The organism is Bradyrhizobium lupini, assembly GCF_040939785.1.
Taxonomy (GTDB): Bacteria; Pseudomonadota; Alphaproteobacteria; order Rhizobiales; family Xanthobacteraceae; genus Bradyrhizobium; species Bradyrhizobium canariense_D.
Window position 1 is genome coordinate 847,775 of sequence record NZ_CP162553.1, and the last position, 21,390, is coordinate 869,164.

General features: G+C 58.7%; 17 protein-coding genes and 1 pseudogene. 3 read left to right on the forward strand and 15 right to left on the reverse strand.

Annotation, left to right across the window (positions count from 1 at the left end):
- Positions 1-230 precede the first annotated feature (230 nt).
- Positions 231-1,004, forward strand: coding sequence for an FkbM family methyltransferase (locus AB3L03_RS04455; protein WP_368508293.1), 774 nt, complete (start codon positions 231-233; stop codon positions 1,002-1,004).
- Here the strand turns inward: AB3L03_RS04455 and AB3L03_RS04460 are convergent.
- The gene (locus AB3L03_RS04460) at positions 1,001-2,302 is read right to left on the reverse strand and encodes an O-antigen ligase family protein (RefSeq protein WP_368508294.1); all 1,302 of its coding nucleotides are present in this window, start codon (positions 2,300-2,302) and stop codon (positions 1,001-1,003) included. The two genes, AB3L03_RS04455 and AB3L03_RS04460, sit on opposite strands and share 4 nt — an antisense overlap.
- A gap of 100 nt (positions 2,303-2,402) precedes the next feature.
- On the reverse strand, positions 2,403-3,854 hold the full coding sequence (locus tag AB3L03_RS04465) for a class I SAM-dependent methyltransferase (RefSeq protein WP_368508295.1): 1,452 nt from the start codon (positions 3,852-3,854) through the stop codon (positions 2,403-2,405).
- Positions 3,855-4,046: 192 nt separating this feature from the next.
- Here AB3L03_RS04465 and AB3L03_RS04470 point away from each other — a divergent pair, with 192 nt between their 5' ends.
- Complete coding sequence (locus AB3L03_RS04470; protein WP_368508296.1) at positions 4,047-5,381, forward strand: glycosyltransferase family 4 protein; 1,335 nt, start codon at positions 4,047-4,049, stop codon at positions 5,379-5,381.
- Positions 5,382-5,406: 25 nt separating this feature from the next.
- Here the strand turns inward: AB3L03_RS04470 and AB3L03_RS04475 are convergent.
- The 9 genes and pseudogenes from AB3L03_RS04475 to AB3L03_RS04515 all read right to left on the reverse strand — a co-directional run bounded on the left by AB3L03_RS04475 (position 5,407) and on the right by AB3L03_RS04515 (position 15,156).
- Positions 5,407-6,604: pseudogene (locus AB3L03_RS04475) on the reverse strand (DegT/DnrJ/EryC1/StrS family aminotransferase).
- Positions 6,544-7,545 (reverse strand): NAD-dependent epimerase/dehydratase family protein, encoded by a 1,002-nt coding sequence (locus AB3L03_RS04480; RefSeq protein WP_204510861.1) that lies wholly within the window; start codon positions 7,543-7,545, stop codon positions 6,544-6,546. Before AB3L03_RS04480 ends, AB3L03_RS04475 begins: the two are co-directional and overlap by 61 nt.
- Complete coding sequence (locus AB3L03_RS04485; RefSeq protein WP_204510860.1) at positions 7,542-8,717, reverse strand: DegT/DnrJ/EryC1/StrS aminotransferase family protein; 1,176 nt, start codon at positions 8,715-8,717, stop codon at positions 7,542-7,544. Before AB3L03_RS04485 ends, AB3L03_RS04480 begins: the two co-directional genes overlap by 4 nt.
- 93 nt (positions 8,718-8,810) lie before the next feature.
- On the reverse strand, positions 8,811-9,332 hold the full coding sequence (locus AB3L03_RS04490) for an acyltransferase (protein WP_204510859.1): 522 nt from the start codon (positions 9,330-9,332) through the stop codon (positions 8,811-8,813).
- Between the two features lie 26 nt (positions 9,333-9,358).
- Positions 9,359-10,834: an oligosaccharide flippase family protein gene (locus AB3L03_RS04495; RefSeq protein WP_368508297.1), complete on the reverse strand. Its 1,476-nt coding sequence runs from the start codon at positions 10,832-10,834 to the stop codon at positions 9,359-9,361.
- 44 nt (positions 10,835-10,878) lie between these two features.
- On the reverse strand, positions 10,879-11,940 hold the full coding sequence (locus AB3L03_RS04500; protein ID WP_204510857.1) for a Gfo/Idh/MocA family protein: 1,062 nt from the start codon (positions 11,938-11,940) through the stop codon (positions 10,879-10,881).
- Positions 11,941-11,978: 38 nt separating this feature from the next.
- A complete protein-coding gene (gene wecC, locus AB3L03_RS04505) occupies positions 11,979-13,241 on the reverse strand; it encodes a UDP-N-acetyl-D-mannosamine dehydrogenase (protein ID WP_204510856.1) in 1,263 nt (420 codons plus the stop codon).
- On the reverse strand, positions 13,234-14,358 hold the full coding sequence (gene wecB / locus AB3L03_RS04510) for a non-hydrolyzing UDP-N-acetylglucosamine 2-epimerase (protein ID WP_204510855.1): 1,125 nt from the start codon (positions 14,356-14,358) through the stop codon (positions 13,234-13,236). Before wecB ends, wecC begins: the two co-directional genes overlap by 8 nt.
- 3 nt (positions 14,359-14,361) lie before the next feature.
- Complete coding sequence (locus AB3L03_RS04515) at positions 14,362-15,156, reverse strand: WecB/TagA/CpsF family glycosyltransferase (protein WP_204510854.1); 795 nt, start codon at positions 15,154-15,156, stop codon at positions 14,362-14,364.
- Positions 15,157-15,346: 190 nt separating this feature from the next.
- On the opposite strand from AB3L03_RS04515, the gene AB3L03_RS04520 reads away from it, so the two are divergent.
- Positions 15,347-16,234, forward strand: a complete 888-nt coding sequence (locus AB3L03_RS04520) for a glycosyltransferase family 2 protein (RefSeq protein ID WP_204510853.1) — start codon at positions 15,347-15,349, stop codon at positions 16,232-16,234.
- A gap of 144 nt (positions 16,235-16,378) precedes the next feature.
- On the opposite strand, the gene AB3L03_RS04525 is transcribed toward AB3L03_RS04520, so the two are convergent.
- From AB3L03_RS04525 to AB3L03_RS04540, 4 genes are read right to left on the reverse strand one after another with little or no spacing between them, the layout of a single operon-like run.
- Positions 16,379-17,422 (reverse strand): hypothetical protein, encoded by a 1,044-nt coding sequence (locus AB3L03_RS04525; protein WP_368508298.1) that lies wholly within the window; start codon positions 17,420-17,422, stop codon positions 16,379-16,381.
- Between the two features lie 24 nt (positions 17,423-17,446).
- Positions 17,447-18,874: an HlyD family type I secretion periplasmic adaptor subunit gene (locus AB3L03_RS04530; protein WP_204510852.1), complete on the reverse strand. Its 1,428-nt coding sequence runs from the start codon at positions 18,872-18,874 to the stop codon at positions 17,447-17,449.
- Positions 18,871-21,003 (reverse strand): peptidase domain-containing ABC transporter, encoded by a 2,133-nt coding sequence (locus tag AB3L03_RS04535; RefSeq protein ID WP_368509127.1) that lies wholly within the window; start codon positions 21,001-21,003, stop codon positions 18,871-18,873. Before AB3L03_RS04535 ends, AB3L03_RS04530 begins: the two co-directional genes overlap by 4 nt.
- A 49-nt stretch (positions 21,004-21,052) precedes the next feature.
- Positions 21,053-21,388, reverse strand: a complete 336-nt coding sequence (locus AB3L03_RS04540; RefSeq protein ID WP_204510850.1) for a hypothetical protein — start codon at positions 21,386-21,388, stop codon at positions 21,053-21,055.
- Positions 21,389-21,390: the final 2 nt, after the last annotated feature.

Sequence of the window (21,390 nt, forward strand, 5' to 3'; positions counted from 1 at the left end):
GTATATCCATAGCGACACCTCCTGACCGGTGCGCGCCGGCCAAGATCCTCGAGGAATAGGAGAAACCCCTTGTTCATCAGTCCGACGCCCTTGCGGTGCGCATAATTCTTGCGTCACGTGACTATTTATTAGATATAATCTATTCGAGAGATATTTAATCGCAACTGAAATTAAATATCACTGTAGGTTTTAACTCCCCCAGCCGGTCATCGTAGGGGTCGTGAACAAGCATGGCGATTGAGCTGAAGCCCGCGAGTACCAAGGCGTTTGCACGCTTCCTTTACGCCCACATTCCGGGTGCGGCGCCGCTTAGATTCACCGTCAAAGATCTCGTCGCCCGCTACGTCTCGAAACCCGAGTTCGGCGGTGTTTCCCGGTTGGGCCACCGTGGCGGGCTGGTCATTGACGTGGGCGCCAACCGCGGACAAAGCATCGCTGCTTTCAGGCGACTGCGACCAGATTGCGATATTGTTGCCTTCGAACCGGAGCCCGGTTCGGCCGCGCGCCTGATCTCGCGATATCAGGACGACCGCAGGGTCACGATTCACGACTACGCGCTGGGACAGCACATGGGCGAGCTGACCTTCTTTATCCCGCGATATGGAAGATGGGATTGCGATGGCATGGCCGCGATAAGCCGGGACGAAGCCACGCAATGGCTACGCGACCGCGGCCGCATGTTTCGCTTCGATGAGACCAGGCTAACGGTCGCGGAGCATACAGTGAAATGCAGGACCCTCGACTCCTTCCGTATGTTCCCGATGCTGATCAAGCTTCACGCGCAGGGTGCCGAACTCGAAATCCTGAAGGGCGCTCAGGAGACCCTGCGCCAATGCGCGCCCGCACTGATGTGTGCTTACCCGATACGTGAACTGATCGATTTCTTGAGGCGGTTCGGCTACGATCCTTATTTCGATGATCGCGGTGATTTTGCACAGGGTCTGGCCGGGCCAGACACTACCTTCACGTGGTTCCTATCCAAAACCCACCTTGAGGATCTCTAGGGCCCTCGGGTAGCATAACATCGGTAATAAAGGCTTTCGTGAAGCGAGGCCTTTATGCCAATGGCTAGTCCCCAGAAAATCCACATATAGTTCCAAAAGTGGACGGTGATGCCGCTGAATGAGAATAACAGGACGACGATTGTGAACGCAAAGTTCATCCGCTCCTGAAAATCATCAGATTTCACCTGAACGTGTCTCGTGACAGGCCAGACCGCCGTCAAATTCGTCGCGAGCAACAACACCGTCGCCGGAATGCCGAAACGGAGCGCCTCAACAAGCCAAACGCAATCGACAGTCGAATCCAGGATGTTTTCATCAAACAGCTCGAAAGAGAACCCCGTCAGCGGGCTCTGCGCGATTCGGTAAAACGCCGCATCCCAGATCAGAATGCGATAGTAACCCGTCTCAGGGTCCAGAGTGAGATGCGAGATTATCCAGCCGATCGGGTGTTGCGCGACCGTCATGAGGGCGCCGATCGCGACGGCAAGAACTGTCCAGAAGATTGCCCATCGACCCGGAAGCCGCCGCATAAGGTGGTCATACGAATAGGCTGCCACCCCCAAAAAATAAGCCATCAGCGCGGCCGAGGACTGCGAGAGAATGCATCCCAATAGGCAGACCAGCGAGAGCAGGAGCTTTCGACCCGTCCGTTCCGATAGCAGGATTATCGGGTTGACGAGCGCACAGAAGACGCCGAACAGGATTGGATGATCAAGGGTGGAAGTCGCGCGGATCGTGCCGCCTCGAGTTACCGAACCCAAGGGCGAAGTACCGAAGATCGCCGCAGCAGCTTCGTGCGCGATCCAGCGTCCGGTCATATATTCGGCCACCCCGACAAGGACAACCGCAACCGTCAGGATCTTCAAAGCCCGCACGAAGGTGTCGAGCGCAGCCGGAGAGGAAAAATAGCCCCTGGCGACGACATAGCTGAAGAGAAATTGCAGACTCTCCGCTGCAGGCGAGGATAAGGCCGCAAAACCTGCAGTTGACGCTGCGGCCAGAAGCATCCAGGCAGCGGTCAGGAAGGCAAGAAGATCGCAAGTCACCGCATGCCGCCCGCGCCGAGTAAGAAGCACGAGCGCGGGCCCGACCAATACCGTCACGGCCAGACGCCCTGCGGTAAACTTTGCGCCCGCGATCGAGACCTGCGCTTCCCAGGCCGGAATGATCAAGCCGGCGAGGACGAACCAAGCGGCGAACTGGTGCCGCCGGCCAGCCAAAGCCTCGCGCGGTGATGTAAGATCTGAGGCCTCCCAGTCCTGGGATGTCGCGGTGCTGATCGCCTCGAGACCTGCCAATCGCGTTCGGTTCAAGTTGGGACGCCTCCGCGAGACAGGGTGGATGCTGCAAACAGTGTTGCCCTTTGCTCTCGCCAGCAGGCACGCTGCAGCCTCTGGTTCACTGGCCTCTCCTGGCGATACAAATCAGGTCCGAAGAGAGAGCGAGCTTTGCGATAGCGGGTGCAATGTCATAGAATACCGCCGCGCGCCGGTGGGGCACCCCCACTGTTCGCACGGTGCTCAAACCGGCCTTCCTGCACCACTTCTCGACGCTGCCGCTGTAGCTGAAATGAGCGCACGCGGCCTGAAACGTTCGGGGCACCTGGATGCGGCAGTCGCGCAATTGTCTCCAAATCACCGGCAGACCCGCCATGTTTGGACTCTGAATGATGATCGGAGCATCCCGTGTGAGCAGATCGCCGAACGATGACAGAACGTCAACTGGCTTGGGAACAAGATGAAGCACGTTCAGCATGAGGATGCAGTCGAACCGGCGGCCGTCAAGGCAGGCTCTTGCCGCCCTGAAATCGCCTTCAATGATGTCGACGCCGTTTTCCGCGGCGCCACGACAGATGGCCGGATCCAGGGGAATTGCCGTTACAGAGATTCCCTGCTGGACTAGCCAAGTTTCGGTAATTCCCGAGCCACAACCGATTGAAAGCACGCTGCGTGATGCACCGGGAATCAGTTGCACAACCTGCTGCACCAGAGGTTCGTAGTAATCCTTCGAATAAACGCCACGCCGCAGCTTGGTTTCGCTCGCGAGGAGCGACTGAGGAGGGCAGGCACGTTGGGCGATCTGCAGCAAGGCCTCCACCTGCCTGTCAAACTCCTCCGCCGTGGTTCCGACCTTTCCCACGTATTTGTTGGACATGTGGTGGACGGTGAATTCCTCCAGATGCGATACTGGGATTAATTTTTTGAGCCCGCACTGCGTATAAGGATCGGTCGCTGCCGTACAAGGCAGGTCATACTTCCCATCGTAAGGCAGGACATCGAAGCGACCCGAATTCAGCGCGTTGCGCAGCTGTTCGCGGGTTAGCACAAAGCAGGCGGCGTGCTCATTGGTAAAGTGCGCCAGAACGTGATCGCCCCGACGCCGCACCGAAGACGTATCCCAATGGAAATAAGCGTGAACATCCGGGTAACTTCGGATGCCATCGTCCCCGATTTCAACCCGTATGAAACCCGCGATCTCGTTATCAGGCAGCAACGGCGTCACGTTGAGCCACGCGCGCACGTTCCGCTCGCTGATCAAAATGTCGTCTTCCGAGTAGATGAAGAGATCGTATTGGTCGCGGCGCTCCGCGAACAGCTTCTTATGCGCAAAGGGCAGCGACCACGGATCGCTGGTGGGCAGGCCAACAAGACACTCCGTTTCGAACGCAGTGCTCTTGTCGATGTTCGACAGCATCACGACGTCAACCGCGAATGCCATCGACCTGTATTCCTTGATGATCTGCTCAAGATAGCGATCGTTCGAGCTCCCGTAGCTCGCGATAGCTACCAGCACACGAGGGTGTGCGGAATTGACCCGGCGCGCCACATCCATCACGACATGCTCGTTCATTGTGTGCGACAATCCCAATCCACGAGCTCTGCGGCCCGCAATCGTAAAAAGATCACCACAAGATAAATTATTTGCATTTCAGTGTCGATATTATATTGATTTAAATTAAATATTATTCCAGCATTTGATTACGGTGCTCGTGACGGCCGCTGGTCCGCTAGCCTGTGCAGCACCTTGGAGGCTTCTGCCCGCATGAAGGTGCTGATCTATCCGCATTCCATGGAACTGGGAGGATCGCAACTCAATGCTTTGCAGCTCGCCGAGGGCGTTCGAGACCTCGGTCATGACGTGATCGTGGCGTCGGAGACCGGCCCCCTTTTGGACAAGGTAAGAGAGGCAGGGCTTAGACACATCGGAATTCCACGGCATCGAGCCCGCCCCTCGCCGCGGGTCAGTCAGATGCTGCGCAGTATTGTAAAGGACGGCGCGATAGACGTGGTGCACGGCCATGAATGGCCACCCATCGTCGAGGCTTTTCTGAGCGTCGGTCTGTCGACCCGGGCTGCTGTGGTGGGGACGGTCATGTCCATGTCCGTACCCTCCTTCCTTCCGCGTGCCATTCCTCTGACCGTAGGTACAGAGATGATCCTTCGCGCGGCGGTCGTAGCAGGACACCGGGAGGTTACCCTGCTAGAGCCTCCGGTCGATACGATATCCGATCATCCCCTGGTCGACGGCACCAGTTTTCGCGTTGCTCAAGGTATCGGACCTGACCAGGTCGTCATCGCGATGGTCTGTCGGCTGGTGCCGAACTTGAAATTGGAGGGTCTGCTATCGGCGTGCGATGCCGTTGGCGAGATGGCGCTCGAAGGTCGGCCGGTGCGGCTGCTGATTATAGGCGACGGACCCGCGCGCCCCACGGTTGAAGAGCGCGCTGCCCGGACCAACTCCCTGGTCGGCCGGAATGCCGTAGTACTGGTGGGCGAGATGTCCGATCCGCGCCCCGGCTATGCAGCCGCGGATATTATTATCGGCCAAGGCGGTTCGGCGCTGCGTGGGATGGCTTTTGGGAAACCGCTGGTGGTCGTTGGCGAGGACGGATTCAGTGAGCTGTTGACGCCCGAGAGTGCGCCGACCTTCCTGCGACAAGGCTGGTACGGATTGGGCAACGGCTCGCGCGGCGCCGGCGCAGATGCCCTTCGATCGGCTCTCGAGACCGCTCTCGCCTCTGCATCGCTCCGTTACGAGCTTGGGAAGTTCGGCCGACGGCTGGTGGAGCACCGCTTCAGCCTCGTGCACGCCGCGAAAACGATAGAGCAAACCTATCTGCACGCGGTGCGCACCAAGATGTCAACCGGAAGACGATTGACAGATGCCGGTCGATGCGTCGTCAGCCTAGCCAGCTACAAGGTCCAACGGAAATACCAGCGTTGGATGGGTCTGGCTTCCGCCGAAGACGACAACGATCGAGCCCGAATCTCGGCGGTGCTGTCTGCCACCCACCCGGCAACGAAAGCGATCGGTCCGCGATCAGACAGGAGCGTGCCGAATCCGGCTGCTGGGATATCCCGGCAGCCCGATTCCTGACTCACCGTGAATCGGGGCTGCAAATTCAGCGGGCGAGCTCATCCTTCAGCGCATTCGCGATACGCTCCTGATCCGCATCCTGCATCTGCGCGTAAAGCGGAAGCAGGATCGCGTGATCCTGAGCGAGCTCAGATTGTCGCAGATCGTGGCCCGGATCTCGCGCCGGCATAGGGCAGCTCCCGATGCGAGCACATGATGCCCCGACGGGTGGCGATTCCCTGGTCTAGCAGCGATTGCATCGTCGCCCTCTGCTCGATGCGATCAGGCAAGCGTACACAGTAGCTCTGCCAGTTGGATCGCGCCCACCCCGGCTCCAAAGGTAACCGCAGCCCCTCTATATTCCCAAGCAGTTCGGCGTAACGGAATGCCAGCCTGCGCCGCCGCGCGATCAGCTGCGGAAGCCGCTCGAGCTGTTTGCGCCCGATCGCAGCCTGCATATCCGTCATTCGACAATTGTAACCGAGAAGGACGTACTCCTCGAAAATGACGCGCTGCGACCCGTGACGCACAATATCCGGAACGCTCATGCCGTGTTGCCGCAACAGCCTGAACTTGCGATCAAGCTCGGCGTCAGCGGTGGTGAGCATTCCGCCCTCGCCTGTCGTGATTACCTTTCGCGGATGAAAGGAAAAGCAGGCAATGTCTCCATGCGGCTTGCCGATCGGCTCCCATTCGCCGTTCATCCGGATCTGCGATCCGGCGGCACAGGCCGCGTCCTCAATCACCACGATGCCGTGGCGTCGCGCCACCGCGATGAGCGCTGCCATATCACACGGCATGCCCATCTGATGGACCGCGATGATCGCACGCGTGCGCTCGGTGATGGCTTCGGCCAGCCGAGCGCAATCCAAATTGTAGGTCTCCGGGTCGATATCGATGAAAACCGGAGTGGCGCCCTGGTATCGGATGACGTTCGCCGTCGCAATGAAGGAGTGGCTAACCGTGATCACCTCGTCGCCGGTGCCGATACCCAACGCTGCCAAAGCAAGCTGAAGTGCGGTCGTACAATTGGCGACGGCACAGGCGTGCGGCGCGCCAACAAGTGCGGCGAACTCACCCTCAAACGCGGCCACCTCCGGGCCTTGCGACACCCAGCCCGACAGCACGACCGCGCGCGCAGCATCGGCTTCTTCATCCGCAAGCAGCGGCGCCGCGATCGGAATCACGATGCCGCCGCCTGCCGCTGGGAGCCGGAAGCAAGTTCGCGTTCGGATCGCCACCATTTCACGAGCTCGGCGAGCCCCTGTTCCAGCGAAACCGTGGTGCGGAACCCCAGCAAACGCTCTGCTTTGCCGGTTGATGCCAGCCGTCGAGGCACCGGATTAACGGAGCGTTCCGGCGCGAATTCGGGTGCCAGGCCGCGGCGTCCCATCACGGAGGCAAGCACCGTAGCCAGCTCCGTCAGGCTGGTTTCCGTGCCGCTCCCGACGTTGAACACCTCATCAGTGATCTTTGCCCTGGCCGCAAGGATATTGGCACGCGCGATGTCGCGGACGTGGACGAAATCCATGGTTTGATGACCGTCACCAAAAATGATCGGAGGTAATCCGGCTTCCAGCCGCTCCATCCAGCGGATCAAGACCTCGGTATACCGGCCGTGGATGTCCATCCGCCCGCCGTAGACGTTGAAATATCGAAGTGCGACGTAGTCGATCCCGTACGCATCGTTGAAGGTACGCAGCAAAGCCTCATTAAAGGCCTTAGCGGCTCCATAGAGAGTTCGGTTGTTGTACGCATTCTGGCGCTCGGTGGTGGGAAATTCCTCTGCCATGCCGTATACGGATGCCGACGACGCCGCGATGATCTTCTCAACATCGTGCTTGATGCACAACTCCAGCAGGTCGTAGGTGGCGTCCACCATGACCTCCTTGGCAAGGCGTGGTTCGGCCGCACAATGAGTGATTCGGAGCGCCGCCTGGTGAAATACAATATCAGCAGCCTTGAGCAACGCCTCCATCAGCTTGCGATCGCGTATGTCGCCATGAACCACTCTCACCGGGCCACGTCCGAGCGCGCGCCCGAGATTTTCCGGCCGGCCTCTTATCATGTTGTCGATGGCAACGATCTCGATGCAGCCCTCATCGCAGAGCAGATCAATGATGTGGGAGCCGATGAAACCTGCGCCGCCGGTGACCAGAACGCGTTTTCCCTTGAGATCAATCAAGACGCTCTCCTGTTGTGGAACCTTGTCACGAGACTCTCTGGATGCTCTGCTCGGTCGCTTGTCACTTCGCTGGGCCGCAGTGCCGCGTTCCTGAGTGTGGAGGCAACCTCGACCACCTGTTCCGGCAGCAACTCTGGATAAATGGGAAGAGAGAGGAAATCGTTCGCCAACATCTCGGTGACGGGAAGATCACCGGCACGATAACCGAGTTCTGCATAGGCAGTCTGCAGATGCACCGGAACGGGATAGTGGATCCCGGCGCCGATACCGGCTTCACGCAATAGCGTCAGCGCTTCGTCGCGCCACGGCAATCTGACCGCATAGACGTGATACACGTGACGGGCGTACGGGGGCGGCTGGGGACGCGGGCATAAAAGATCAGACAGCAGTGCATTGTATCGCTCAGCGAGCGAACGACGAGCTTCCGTCCAGCGCTCAATGTAGTTCAGCTTGACGTTCAGTATCGCGCTCTGAATTTCGTCCATGCGATAGTTGTATCCGGGAATGACGTGATTGTATTTCGTCTCCTGTCCCCAATCCCGCAGCAATGACACGCGGCGTGCCAATTCAGCCCGATCGGTTACGACGGCCCCGCCCTCGCCAAAGGCTCCAAGATTCTTGCCGGGGTAAAAGCTGAAGCATCCCAGATCGCCAATCGAGCCCGCGCGACGTCCGCGGTATTCCGCGCCATGCGCCTGCGCGGCGTCCTCGATGACTACCAGACCGTGACGACGCGCGATCTCCATAATGGAGTCCATGTCGGCCATCTGCCCGTGGAGATGAACCGGCAGGATCGCCTTCGTTCGCGGTGTTATCGCAGCCTCGATCGAACCGGGATGCATCGTCCATGTTACCGGGTCAACGTCGACAAACACCGGTCTGGCTCCGCTGTAGAGGATCGCTGCGGTTGTCGCGACGAAGGTCATGGATACCGTGATGACTTCGTCACCGGTTCCGACGCCCGCCGCCAGCAAGGCAAGATGAAGTGCCGAGGTTCCGCTGTTCACCGCGCGGCAATGGGCGGTCCGGCAATATTCCGCGAAGCGACCCTCAAACGCAGTGACCTCTGGGCCGAGCACAAAGTGCCCGCTGCCGACGACTCTCGCGACCGCCGCATCGATTTCCGGCTTGATCTGGCTATATTGGGCTTTCAGATCCAGGAAGGGTATCAAGATTCAAGTCCTCTATTGGACCAACATTATAATACATTTAACCCGCATTATTATATTTAATCAATCTTTAAATCTTACCGTTTATATGGGAATTTAAAATGGTTTACGAAGCGCCTTCGCTGAGCCGCGATCGCCCAAGACCGCCGTTTCAGCCGCAGACAATACCCGAGCGGGCACTCCCGCGACGACAGCCCCAGGCGGAACGTCTCTCGTCACCACCGCACCCGCACCTATGGAGGCCCCCTCTCCAATCGTCACTCCGCACAGAATCGTGGAGTTCGAGCCGATCGAAGCTCCCCTACCGACGCGAGTGCGCTGCAGCGTCCAGTCCGACGCTTGCTGAGGACGACCATCCGCCGTCGTTGCCTTCGGGTGTTTGTCGTTCGTGAACATTACGCCATGACCGACGAACACTTCATCCTCGATCGTGACTCCCTCGCAGATGAAGCTGTGCGACGATATCTTGCAACGTGCACCGACCTTCGCCCCCGCCTGGATTTCGACGAAGGTTCCGATCCTGCTCTCGTCACCAATGGCGCAACCATACAGGTTCACCAGGTCTGGATGCAGGATACGGACATTGCGACCGAGCACGACGTCTTGCGCAATAGGCATCTTCGATCTCCAAGCTATGCGATCCGCTAGAGCGCCGTACGCGAGGGCCACCGCGCCGGTACCATACGCGCAAGACCCATTAGTGCATGATGAAGATGCTGCAACAGCGGGTGCCCCGTCATCATTAGTCCCAGCCACCAACACAGCACAGCAACAGAGAACGTTAGTAACAATCCAACAAGAGGCGAAAGGCCTTCCGCCTCGGTCAGCGTCGCGCACATGAATACTGCCGAAGCTACGAGGGCCGTTACGGTTGCACTCATCTGCAGGCTACGCGCAAATTCGCTCGGCCGAAGGCGGAGATGGCGTCCTAGAAAATGCACCGCGACCGCAGCCTGGAAGGGCAATGTCAGGAGCGCAGACGCTGCGACGGCGTGCACGCCGAAGAACGAGGCGACGAAGATGACGAGGAGCGACGGCGGCAGCGAAACCAGCGACGAGATCAGTGCATCTTGCACCCTTCCTACCGCGACAAACACAGGGTAAGTCAGGCAGGCCGCGAAAAGGGCGAGGTTGGCAATACACAGTAATTGTACAAGCGGGACGATCTCCAGCCACGCCGGGCCGAGCCAGATCACAATGATTGGCCGGGCCATGATCGCAATCGAAATCAAGAACGGCCACTGCACAACCGAGAGCAACCGAATAGCAGCAAGATAGACGGCCTTGAGATCACCTCCGGCGTTGCTTCGCGCAACAACCGCAGGCATGACGACCGGACTCAAGACTTGCGTGACCAACTTGTCAAAGATCTGTGTCGATGCGGTTGCTCGGCTGTAGAGGCCGACCGAGGCAAAATCGAGGATTCTTGCCAGGAACAGCTGCGGCGCGAGGCCATAGAACACATTGACAACGCTAACAGCTCCTGAATAGAGGCCGAAGCCGACGATCTCCCGCCAGTCGACCAGCGACGGCCGCATCGCGTCGAGATCTCTCCGCCAAATCAGCAGCATCAGGGCCAGCACCGCGTTGCCGGCAACGCCTCCCCACACCGGCGCCATGTAGCTGAAGTGGGCCATTGCGAGACCGGTCGAAACGATCGCGGCTGCTGCACCGGAGGCAAGGTTGCAGATTGCCAGTGTTCCAAACTGCATCTCACGACGGAACAAAGCGGCAATAGTCCCAGAAAACGGCAATAGGAGTAGATTGATCGCGGAAACTTCGATGCCTTGACGCAAGCTGTCCAGCTCGAACATACGAGCGACAAACCGCGCAAACGTGAACAGGACCAAAGCGGTGACTGCCGAGATTGCGAGGGTGATTGTGAACGTGGTCTGCACACTCGCGCGCGACAGATCTCGCTTCTGGATCAAATAGCTTGCACCTGCGAACTCCTGGAAGCAGGCCGCAATGATCGACGTGACCGCGGTCACGACCGCATAGATGCCAAATTCTTCCGGCGACAACAAACGGGCAAGCACCGCGGTTGCGACAAAGAGCAGCACAAGGGTGCCGTAACGATCGAGCGCGGAGAACAAGATCGAACGTTGCACCTGGTCCATCGGGTCTTCTGCCAGACTATCAGATCAGCTAGATTTCCCGCACGTCAAGCTGTTGCCCTGGCGCGTTGCTGAACCCCGTAAGGCTCCCTCAGGAGCACCGGCGCCCCCTGTTTTGCGATCGAAAACGATGCCGCTTCCAGCACCTCGATTACGCGCAGCCCAGACATGCCGCTCGAAATCGGCTGCCCGCCGGTACGCACGCAGTCGACAAAATGCTCGACTTCCGTTTGTAGTGCCTCCTTTGGCGAGATATGCGGAGCCCACATGTCGCCGGCACGATATCCAATCCGAAATTGATGCGCATCCTCCGGAGGCGTATCGAGCGTAATTCCCTTATCATAGACCTTGACCTTTTCGGTTGGCTCGAGATCGTCGTAAACGATCATCTTCTTGCTTCCGCCGATGAACGTCTGGCGCACCTTGACAGGCGAGAGCCAGTTGACGCTGACATGGGCCACACACGCGTTGGCAAAGAACAATGTGATGTGGGCCATGTTTTCCGGCGAACCGGCTACGTGGCAGGACCCCGTTGCCGAAACCGCGACCGGCTCCTCATTGAAGATATGATGGATGATCGAGATATCGTGCACCGCCAGATCCCAGATCACATTTACATCTTTTTGAAAGAGTCCGAGACTCGAGCGTGTACTATCGTAATAGTAGATGTCTCCAAGCTCATTCTTCAGCAAGAGCTCACGAATCTTCTGCACCGCTGGCGTATAGAGAAAGGTGTGATCGACCATCAGCGTCAACCCGCGCCGGTCCGCTTCGTCGATCAAGCGGGTCACCAGCTCGGCGCTCGGCGCTAGGGGCTTCTCGACCAACACGTGCTTGCCAGCCTTCAACGCCGCAATTGCCAGCTCGTAATGTGTGTGCACCGGCGTAGCGATGGCGATTGCATCAATAGAGCTATCCTTCAGCAAATCATCATAGCGAGTGGTCGTTGTGACCCCGGGGTAGACCTGCCCCATGGCGCCGAGTCTAGCTGGATCAAGGTCGCTCACGCTGACAACGCGGGTGGCGGGATTGATCGAGAAATTACGAACGAGATTGGGGCCCCAATAGCCGTATCCAACGACGCCGATTCCCAGCTGGCTATCTCGCATGCTAACCTCGACCCATTCGGGAGTTACGACTGTATGCGCTATGTCCGCGCCGGCATATCCTGCCATATGCCTCGCGTATCGATGACGTCGAGGTGCCGCCGCTCTGCCAGCGGCACCATCTTGAATTCATCATGATCGACGAGGAGAAGCGCGATTTCGCAACTGCGCAGGGCTTCCTCGATACTCACGAATGCAACACGATGATCCGCCAGCTGAGGTGGCAGACGGCGCAAGTTCGGCTCGACAACTTTGATCCGCTCGCCGTATTTCGCAGCGAGATGCGTAGCTATTTCCATGGCCGGGCTTTCACGCAGGTCGTCGACATTGGCCTTGAAGGTCAATCCGCAACAAGCAATGTTTGCGTAGGGATGATCGTCGATCAGCGCCTCTGCGCGCTCGATGATCTTCTGTGTCTTGGCATTGTTCACTTCCCGACTTGTTCGCATCACACGGGCGAGATCCGGCGCGGAATCAATGATGAACCAGGGGTCTACCGCAATACAGTGCCCGCCAACACCTGGCCCGGGCCGCAATACGTTTACGCGAGGGTGACGGTTGGCGATGTCAATCACCTCCCAGACGTTGATGTCGAACCTGTCGCAGATCAGCGAGAGTTCATTAGCAAATGCTATGTTGGTATCGCGGAAGGCATTCTCCGTCAGCTTGACCAGCTCGGCCGCCCGCGCCGTTGTGCCGACGCAAGCACCGCGAACGAACATTTTGTAGAACCGTTGAGCACGCCGCGTGCAGGTTGGCGTAATCCCGCCGATGCACCTGTCATTGTTGATAAGCTCGGTCAAAATCCGTCCCGGCAACACGCGTTCGGGACAATAGGCCACGTAAATCGCGCCATCCTCCTTGCCGTTGATCCCTATGTGCAGCTCTGGCCTGCGTTCAACGATCCGCTTCGCGATGGCTTCGGTGGTTCCGATCGGCGATGTCGATTCGAGAATAACAAGATTGCCTGGCGCGAGGAGATCTATGATATTGTCGACGGCCGCATTCACGCTCGACAGGTCCGGACGGTTCTCGCGATCGATGGGCGTCGGCACTGCGATGATGAAAACGTCGGCCGGCTGCGGCGTTTTGGACGTGGTGAGCGTGCCACTCGACACGACCTTCGAGACGAGACCGTCCAGATCGGGCTCGGCGATATGAATTTTGCCAGACGCAACGGTGTCGACGATGCGCTCATTGGTGTCGATGCCAACCACCTGAAAACCTCGGCTCGCAATAAGCGCTGCGGTCGGCAGACCGATATAGCCAAGTCCCAGGACATTGATTTTTTGGAATTCATGCATCGAGAAGGACCTTCACGATCCGCTCGCTCGCGTGCCCGTCACCGAACGGATTGTGCGAACGCGACATGGCAGCATAGGTCTCGTCATCGTCGAGCAGGCGAAATGTCTCAGCAACGATCCGCTCGTAGTTCGTACCGACCAGGCGTGCCGTTCCCGCTTCCACCCCCTCAGGACGCTCGGTTGTCTCGCGCATCACCAGGACCGGCTTTCCAAAAGTCGGTGCCTCCTCCTGTACGCCGCCTGAGTCTGTCAGGACCAGATAAGATAGCGAGAGCAGGCTTACAAAATCAGTGTATTCCTGGGGAGAAGTAAGCACGACCCGCGGGTGGTCCGAAAACCGAGACGCAAACAGGTCACGGACATTCGGATTCGGATGCACGGGGAGCACGACGGCAACGTCCTCCCTGCGCAGGATAGTCTCCAACGCGTTAGCGATGTTGAGGACGCCTCCGCCGAAATTTTCCCTGCGATGGCAGGTCACCAGGATGATGCGCCGATTGCCGTGACGCTTCTTGATGCCATCCCAGCGGCACGACAGTCCCGGATCGGAGTCGACCATGGCTTTCGCGAGGATGAGAGCATCTACCACCGTGTTTCCGGTAACGTGAATGCGGTTATCCGCGACGTTTTCAGAACGCAACGCGCATGCTGCGCGCTCTGTTGGAGCAAAATGTTGATCGGCGATCGAGCCGACGATCTTGCGGTTCACCTCCTCCGGCCACGGAGCGAAGATATCACCGCTGCGCAGTCCGGCCTCGATGTGGGAGAGCGGTATGCGGTGATAATAGGATGCCAGTGCGCCCGTCATTGCCGTCGCCGTGTCGCCTTGGACAATGACCCTGGTGGGCTTCAACTTTTCTAGGAGCTCGCCAATTTGTCCGAGCAGCCGCGCGGTCAGATGATCCAGCGTCTGATTGGTCGTCATGACGTTTAGATCGAAATCCGGGACCACTTTTGCCAGCTTGAGGACCTGATCAAGCAGTTGCCGGTGCTGTGCGGTCGCACAGATCGTCACGGAAATGTCCTTGCTCCTCTCAGCCTTGAGCAGATTAATGACTGGAAAAAGCTTGATTGCTTCCGGCCGGGTTCCCAGAAGGATAAAAAAATGCTTGCGCACGCCTTACCCTCCGATCCGGCTGGGACCCGGCGGAACGACGCCGGGCGCACCAAGCCGATACCGAAGGGCCTGCTTGATGAGGGCCTGCGCCAAGACGCCTGCAAACAGCGTGTTCGTCGTGGCGTATCGCCACCACATCCGTCCAGGCTCCTGATAGATGCGGTACAGCCATTCGAGCCCGAGCCGCTGCATCTGTACCGGCGCGCGCCGAACAATGCCTGCTAGAACATCGAACGCACCACCCACGCCCATGATGAAGGGTACGCCGAGATCATCGCGATGGGCGGCGAGAAAGCGCTCTTTCCGGGGTGTCGGCATGCCGATGAAAAGACAATCAGCCGCGCTGGATTGGATGTCCCGGACGACGTCATTCTCTTGCTCGGGTTTGAAGTAGCCGTCGTGCCAGCCCGCAAAGGCAAGTGAAGGATACCTCCCGCGCGCCACTTGCACAGCTTGTTGTAGTACGACGGGAGTGGCTCCCAGGAAATAGGGCTTGAAGCCCTCGTGCGCACATACCGCAAGCAACTCGGCAAGGAGATCCACGCCCGCGACCCGCGACGTCGCCGGAAGCCCGAGCGCTCGGGCGCCCCAGAGAATTCCCATGCCGTCGATGCCAACGACATCGCTGTTGGCGACATCGGCCGCAAGCACGGGATCGGATCGCATATTGACGAATTTGGCGACGTTCAGCGCCACATGTTGCAACCGCTGACGGCTGCGCATGGCCCCGCGCGCCAATTCGACGGTTTCAGCCATTGTCAGGAAGTCGACGGGGCATCCCAGAAATGATGCGCGCATTGGAACTACTCCCAGAAAACCAGACCCCATTTAAGTTTGCATTTAAGATTATTATAGAGATAATACGCAGCGGATATTTAATTGCAAGGTTTAAATGATCGAACTTGGCCACACGCTGCGGAGAATGAAAGCTGCCGGGCAGATGAGGGCAGGCGGCGAACGGAACAGAAATTAAATGGGAAATTAAACGATGATTTCCGTCATTATTCCCCACCTCAACCAGCCTGATGCGCTGGAAGCCTGTTTGCGTAGCCTTGACGCACAGACCCTGAGTCGGCATTCGTTCGAGGTCATCGTGGTAGACAACGGATCGGCAACGTCCCCAACGGACGTCGTTGCTCGACATCCCGGGGTGTCTTTGCTGCATGAATCGGAGCCCGGTCCCGGTCCAGCGCGCAATGCCGGCGTGACGATCGCGAGAGGTGAGATGCTCGCCTTCATCGATGCGGATTGCAGGGCGCATCCGGATTGGCTTCACATCATAGTGCAATGGTCGCGCTCGTCGCCGCCTGACACGGTCCTCGGGGGCGACGTTCGCATCTGGACGGCGGAAAATGAGAGTCTTAGTGCCGTTGCAGCTTATGAGACCGTCTTCGCTTACCGCTTCAAGCTTTATATCGAGCGCCACGGTTATTCCGGCACAGGAAATATGGCAGTGCTTCGTCGCGATTTCGATCGCGTCGGCCCATTCGCTGGCGTCGATGTTGCGGAAGACATGGAGTGGGGGCAGCGTGCACTACGTGCCGGACTCCGATTTCGGTACATCCCCGACATGGTCGTCTTCCATCCAGCGCGAAGCTCCCTTCGGGAGCTCTATGCAAAATGGGATCGACAAATCGCACACTATCGCAACATGGCTGAAGGTAATCCAGCATGGCAATTGCGTTGGATTGCGCAGGCTTTGCTGGTCCTGGCATCACTTGCGCCAGGCGCTGTTACGATACTAACCAGCGACCGTCTACATGGCGGCAGCCCCCGTCTCAAGGCTATCGCCGTTCTGTGTGCTGTCCGAGCACATCGTGCCATGACGATGCTTTCGCACCTGGGCGGGCGGCGAGCAATGGCTTGGAACCGTTAGTTCACGCCAGTTCAGCAGGTCCCGCACCAAAGACGTGGTCGTGCGTCAGTTGCAGCAAATCGGAACGTCGGCCGAATGACCACAGGATCCAGCCGAGCTCGTAGCTGCGACACTCAAGCCGAACACCCACGTTCGCGTTGTCGATCAGCGTCCCCCCTTGTCGCGCCAGACGTTCTTGACCGCGCGCAACACCCGCGGCGCCTTGGTCTTCAATTCATGCTTGCGTACCTGCGAACGGATGGTCAGGCCTAGTTCAGGCACGAGCATGGTCCGGCCCAGCTGGTTGTGACCAAGTACCCAGTTGAATCCCTTGATCAAGGCGTCCCGCGCTTCTCGCCGCCCAAAGCGCTCTGCCCATTCCAGCAGCGCCGGGGCCATTCCATACTGATGGACTGAATAGACTTCGTAGAAATCAAGGACGCGGCCGCTCAGCGCGTCGAAAAACCAGGGCCATTCGCCTTGTGGCCCCTGGACCGCTATGAGATCGCGCACACAAGTATCGGCCATGACAAGCGCAGACGCATCGCCAAGGAATTCGCCATACTGATAGCAGGCGATGGAGAGATAGGTCTGGGTCGCAAATGACGCGAAACGGCGTCGAAAGCCACCCGGGGCGTCGAAGAACAGTCCCGACTCGCTATGGAAACGCTCCTTCAGGAAGCGAAAGAGCGGGGCGGCGAAGCACGTCCACTCCCTGTTACCTGCCCTTGCCTGAGCGACGACTCCCGTCAGCAGCATGCCCAGATCCTGCGCCCGAAACGTGCTCCACCGTGACTCATCCGACAGAGTCCGCTTCAGCTCGCGCGTCACCTGCTCCGGAATCGGAAGGTCGAGCTCGGCGGCGGCCCACAAGGCCATGCCAAAGGCATATTTGCGCACTGGAAGTGCGGTGAGCTGCATGACATTTCGATGGAATATCTCTGGGATATCGATACCGATCGGACGTTCCACGACCCGCGACATCCCAAGCAGGACATTGAGGGTATAAAACACGTCACTATGCGGTATCGACTCGTTTGGGGAAGCACGTCTGTCGAGGTGATAAATGTGCGACCAACGGCGCTCCCCGGGCAACCAGCAGCGTTCCAGGCCTTTGAGCGCATAGTTTATCAGCGGTGAGTTGAGGGACGGCGTGTTCGCCGCGGCCGGCACTGCCAGCTTCACACCAAAATTGGGACCGATCATCATCGCACTACACCATAGTCAATCGGGTCAGTATTCCCGGATGCTTTCATCTAATCCGCGAAGCAAGGGATAGAGGAAATAGGAAATCACCGTCCGCTTTCCGAGCTTTATTTCGGCGGTGACCGCCATACCTGGCATGAACTGAACGCGTTCCGGCGGCAGCCGAAGATGCATGTCGCGCAAATCGATCAGTACGCGATAAAAGGGAGCTGACGGGCGGCGCGCACCATCGGCCTTCGCGTCTGGCGAGAATGAGTCCTGGCTGATGACCCCAATCTCACCAGTTGCCGTGCCGTACTTCTGGAACGGAAATGCTTCAAACTTGATTCGTACGGCCTGCCCGACCGTCAGCTGTCCGATATCCCTACCTTCGACGTTGACCTCCGCCCGGAGCGTCTCGTCGCGAGGGACCAATACAAAAAATGTCTCGGCCTCGCGAATTACTGAACCCACCGTCCGATTGGCAATTTCAAGTACCACCGCATCAGCCGGTGCGTGCAGCACGATCAATTGCCGGCGAAGCTCCGTCTTCTTGAGCTCCTCCGCGGCGCTGTTACGCTTGGGCAACGTCTCCACGAGCTCCTGATAGGCAGTGCGGCGAAACTCTGCAGCGAAGACCTTTTGGTCTGCACGGGCCTTATCCAAACGATGCATGTTGTCGACAATGGCGCCACGAACACGCGCCAGATTGCTTTCAACCTCCAGCCGCGCGTCCCGGGACAACAGGAAGTTCAGTCTTGAACCGACCTCCTTCGCCATCAACACATTTCGCATGGCCTCAATGGACTGCATGGTCTCCAGCCGCTGGGTCAGAACGAATTCCTCATCCTGGGCCGTCTTCAGATTGGCCTGAGCGGACGCAATCTGCGCGTCGTAGTTCTGGATCTGAAGATCGTAAGCCGACCTTCTCTGGAGAAATACCTTTCGCTGCAGCGCCTGATCGGCATTCGCAGGCTCCTCGAGAACGTACTCAACGCCGTCCAATTCCGCCCGGACCCGGTCGATGGAGGCGTCGAAACCCGCCAGGCGGCTGCGCAGTTGATCAAGGTCGGCCTGAGAAAATGTCGGATCGAGGATCGCAAGGACATCGCCGCGATTAACCGGATCGCCGGCCTTAACGCGAATTTCCCGAATGACCGATGTTTCCAGCGGCTGGACGACCAGGTTGGGACGTGTGGTAATCAGTTTGCCCTGTGCCGTCACAATCATGTCGACACGCGACACGCACGCGAACGCGATCGCGGTCGCGATCAGGGCGACGACACAATAGAGCGTGATCCGTCCTCCGCGCGGTGGCGTTCCCTGCTCGATCTCGGCGGCGTCGGACTGAAATTCCGCAACTACGCGAGATGCCGTCGACGCGGGCCTCGACAGCCCTCGCCGCTTCCGCGAAACGGTCGAAGGCCCCGATCTGCCGGAGCTCCCCTCCGCCCTGCTTTTCTCGGCACCGGTCATGCGACCTGTCTCGTCTGCTGATTCCAGAGATGTCTGTAGATCGTACACTTCGCCAGCAGCCCGTCGTGACGATCCACATCGACGATTCGTCCACGGTCGATGACCAAAATCTGGCTCGCATCCGACAGCATCGAAAGCCGATGCGATACAATGATGACGGTCCGTCCTTCGGCGATACGCCGCAGATTGCGCCGGATGATCGCTTCGCTCTCGGAGTCCAGCGCGCTGGTCGCTTCATCGAGGATCAGAATGCGCGGGTTGACGATCAAGGCGCGGGCGATCGCAAGCCGCTGCTTTTGCCCGCCCGACAGGTTCGATGCCTGCTCCTCGAGCATGGTATCGAATCCCCTCGGCAGCCGCTCTATGAACTCGTCGGCGCCGGCGAGCTGGGCCGCCCTGACAACTTCTTCGAACGTCGCGTCACGCTTCACGCAAGCGATGTTTTCGCGCACGGTGCCCCGGAACAGGAAATTGTCCTGGAGCACGACCCCGAGATTCCGCCGCAGGTGGGTAAGATCAATCTCGCGCAAATCATGGCCGTCGATCCGTAGTAGTCCCTGCTGCACCGGATACATTCCCGCGATCAGTCGCGTCAGCGTCGTCTTGCCTGAGCCGCTCCGACCGACAATCCCAAAGACCGAACCGGGAGCGATTGAAAACGAGACGTCGTCCAGCGCCGGCGCTCCCTCGCCATAGCGGAAGGTCACGTTTTCAAACTCGATCTGGCCGACCAAATCGGGACGCAGCCCGTCCCGATGACCGTCCCGTTCCGGCTGCCTATTCATGACCTCGCCCAGCATCTTAACCGCCAGCGCGACCTCCTGATACTCGTGAACCATGGTCACCATCTGAACCAGCGGCCCCGAGACGCGTCCCGCCAGCATGTTGAAGGCGACCAGTGCGCCGATCGTCATCTCGCCACCGAAGACGTCCAGCGCGCCCAGAGCCACGATACCGAGCGTCATCATCTTCTCGAGAAAACCGGTCAGTGCCTGGGCGCCCGCCGAGATCTTTTCAACCCCGAAACGCATCGATACCGATTGCGCGCAGCGATCGTCCCATGCCCTGTTCTGGTTGGGCTCCATGGCCAAAGACTTCACCGTGCGCATTCCGTGCACCGTCTCGACCAGAAGAGCCTGGCGGCCGGCTTCGGCTTGGTAGAGCTGGTAGAGCCGTCGTCGGAACGGTCCCATCAAAATCACAATCACGCTACCGCTGATGGCGGTAAAGGCCAGGACGACGCATGTCAGCTTAACGCTGTAGAGCGCGAGGACAGGCAGGAAGACGAACAGCGAAAGCGCGTCCAATGCGGTCAGGAACAGTCGACCGGTCAGAAACTCGCGAATCCGCCCGGCCTGCTGCATGTGCTTCACCAGCACACCGGCCGAGATATGCTCGAAGAAGGTTACGGGAAGTCCCAAAAGGTGCCGGAACGTTTTGGTCGCAACCCGGATGTCGATCTTGTTCGTGGCATAAAGCAGCAGGTAACGACGCAAGAAGCTGAATATGGCATCGAAGGAGAGCGCGATAATCGCGCCAGCCGAGAGTACGTAGAGCGTCGTGAGACTCTCGTGGACAAGAACCTTGTCGATCACGAGTTGAAAGAAGATTGGAAGCGCGAGGCCGAGCGCATACAGGAAGACGGCGGCGATCGCGACGTCAGAGAACAAGCGCCATTCCCGGAGCATTTCGGGTACGAACCAGCGCAATCCAAAGGTCCTCGGGCCCTGTGTTGAACGACTCTCGCGCTTGAACAGGACAACCTTTCCGAGCCATCTGGCACAAAATCGTTCGGCATCGACGAGCAGCGGTTCGTCCCTCCGCTCAGCCAAGGGATCAAAGACGGTTATGGCATCGCGTTCCGGCCCGGCGCCGACCACAAGCACCCAGTTCTGGTTCGAGAGCTGAACAAGAGCCGGATAGGCTTCGCCGAGCTGGCATAGTGCCTTCCAATCGAGCTGCGTCGCCTGGGCGCGAAGCCCGGCCTCATGCGCCATGCGCAGCAAGAGGTCAGTCGAGATGCCGGCATCATCGACGGCATATGCATGACGCAAACGGTCCGACGGCAGATCGATACCGTGATGGGCAGCGACCCTTGAAAGGCATTCGAGCGCCGTCCGGGTAGCCAAACGCGGCTCGTCCTCAGATAGGGGCGCTGCCGGTTCACATTGTTCGATTTCAACGGAAGTTGGTTGAGACATTTTGAGATCGTGAGCTGTCCGAAACCGATGGGGCACGCTCGACTCGCACAGCAGCCTGTGGCGCTGCACCTGGCGCTCTCGGCTGATTGCGTTGAACGACGCCGGCGTCTACGAGACCTTGAAGCGCGGTCTGCATCACCTCGACAGAGTTCGCGAACGACTCCGCCGAAAAGATCAACCTTTGCCGAAAGACCTTCTTTGGCGCATTGTTGGCGTCACGTTCCGTAGGCGAGAGACTGAACAGATCCACCCGCACGATCGATCCGCCAATTGTAACCTCGTCAATCCCGTCAGTATAAATTTCTGCGTGCATCC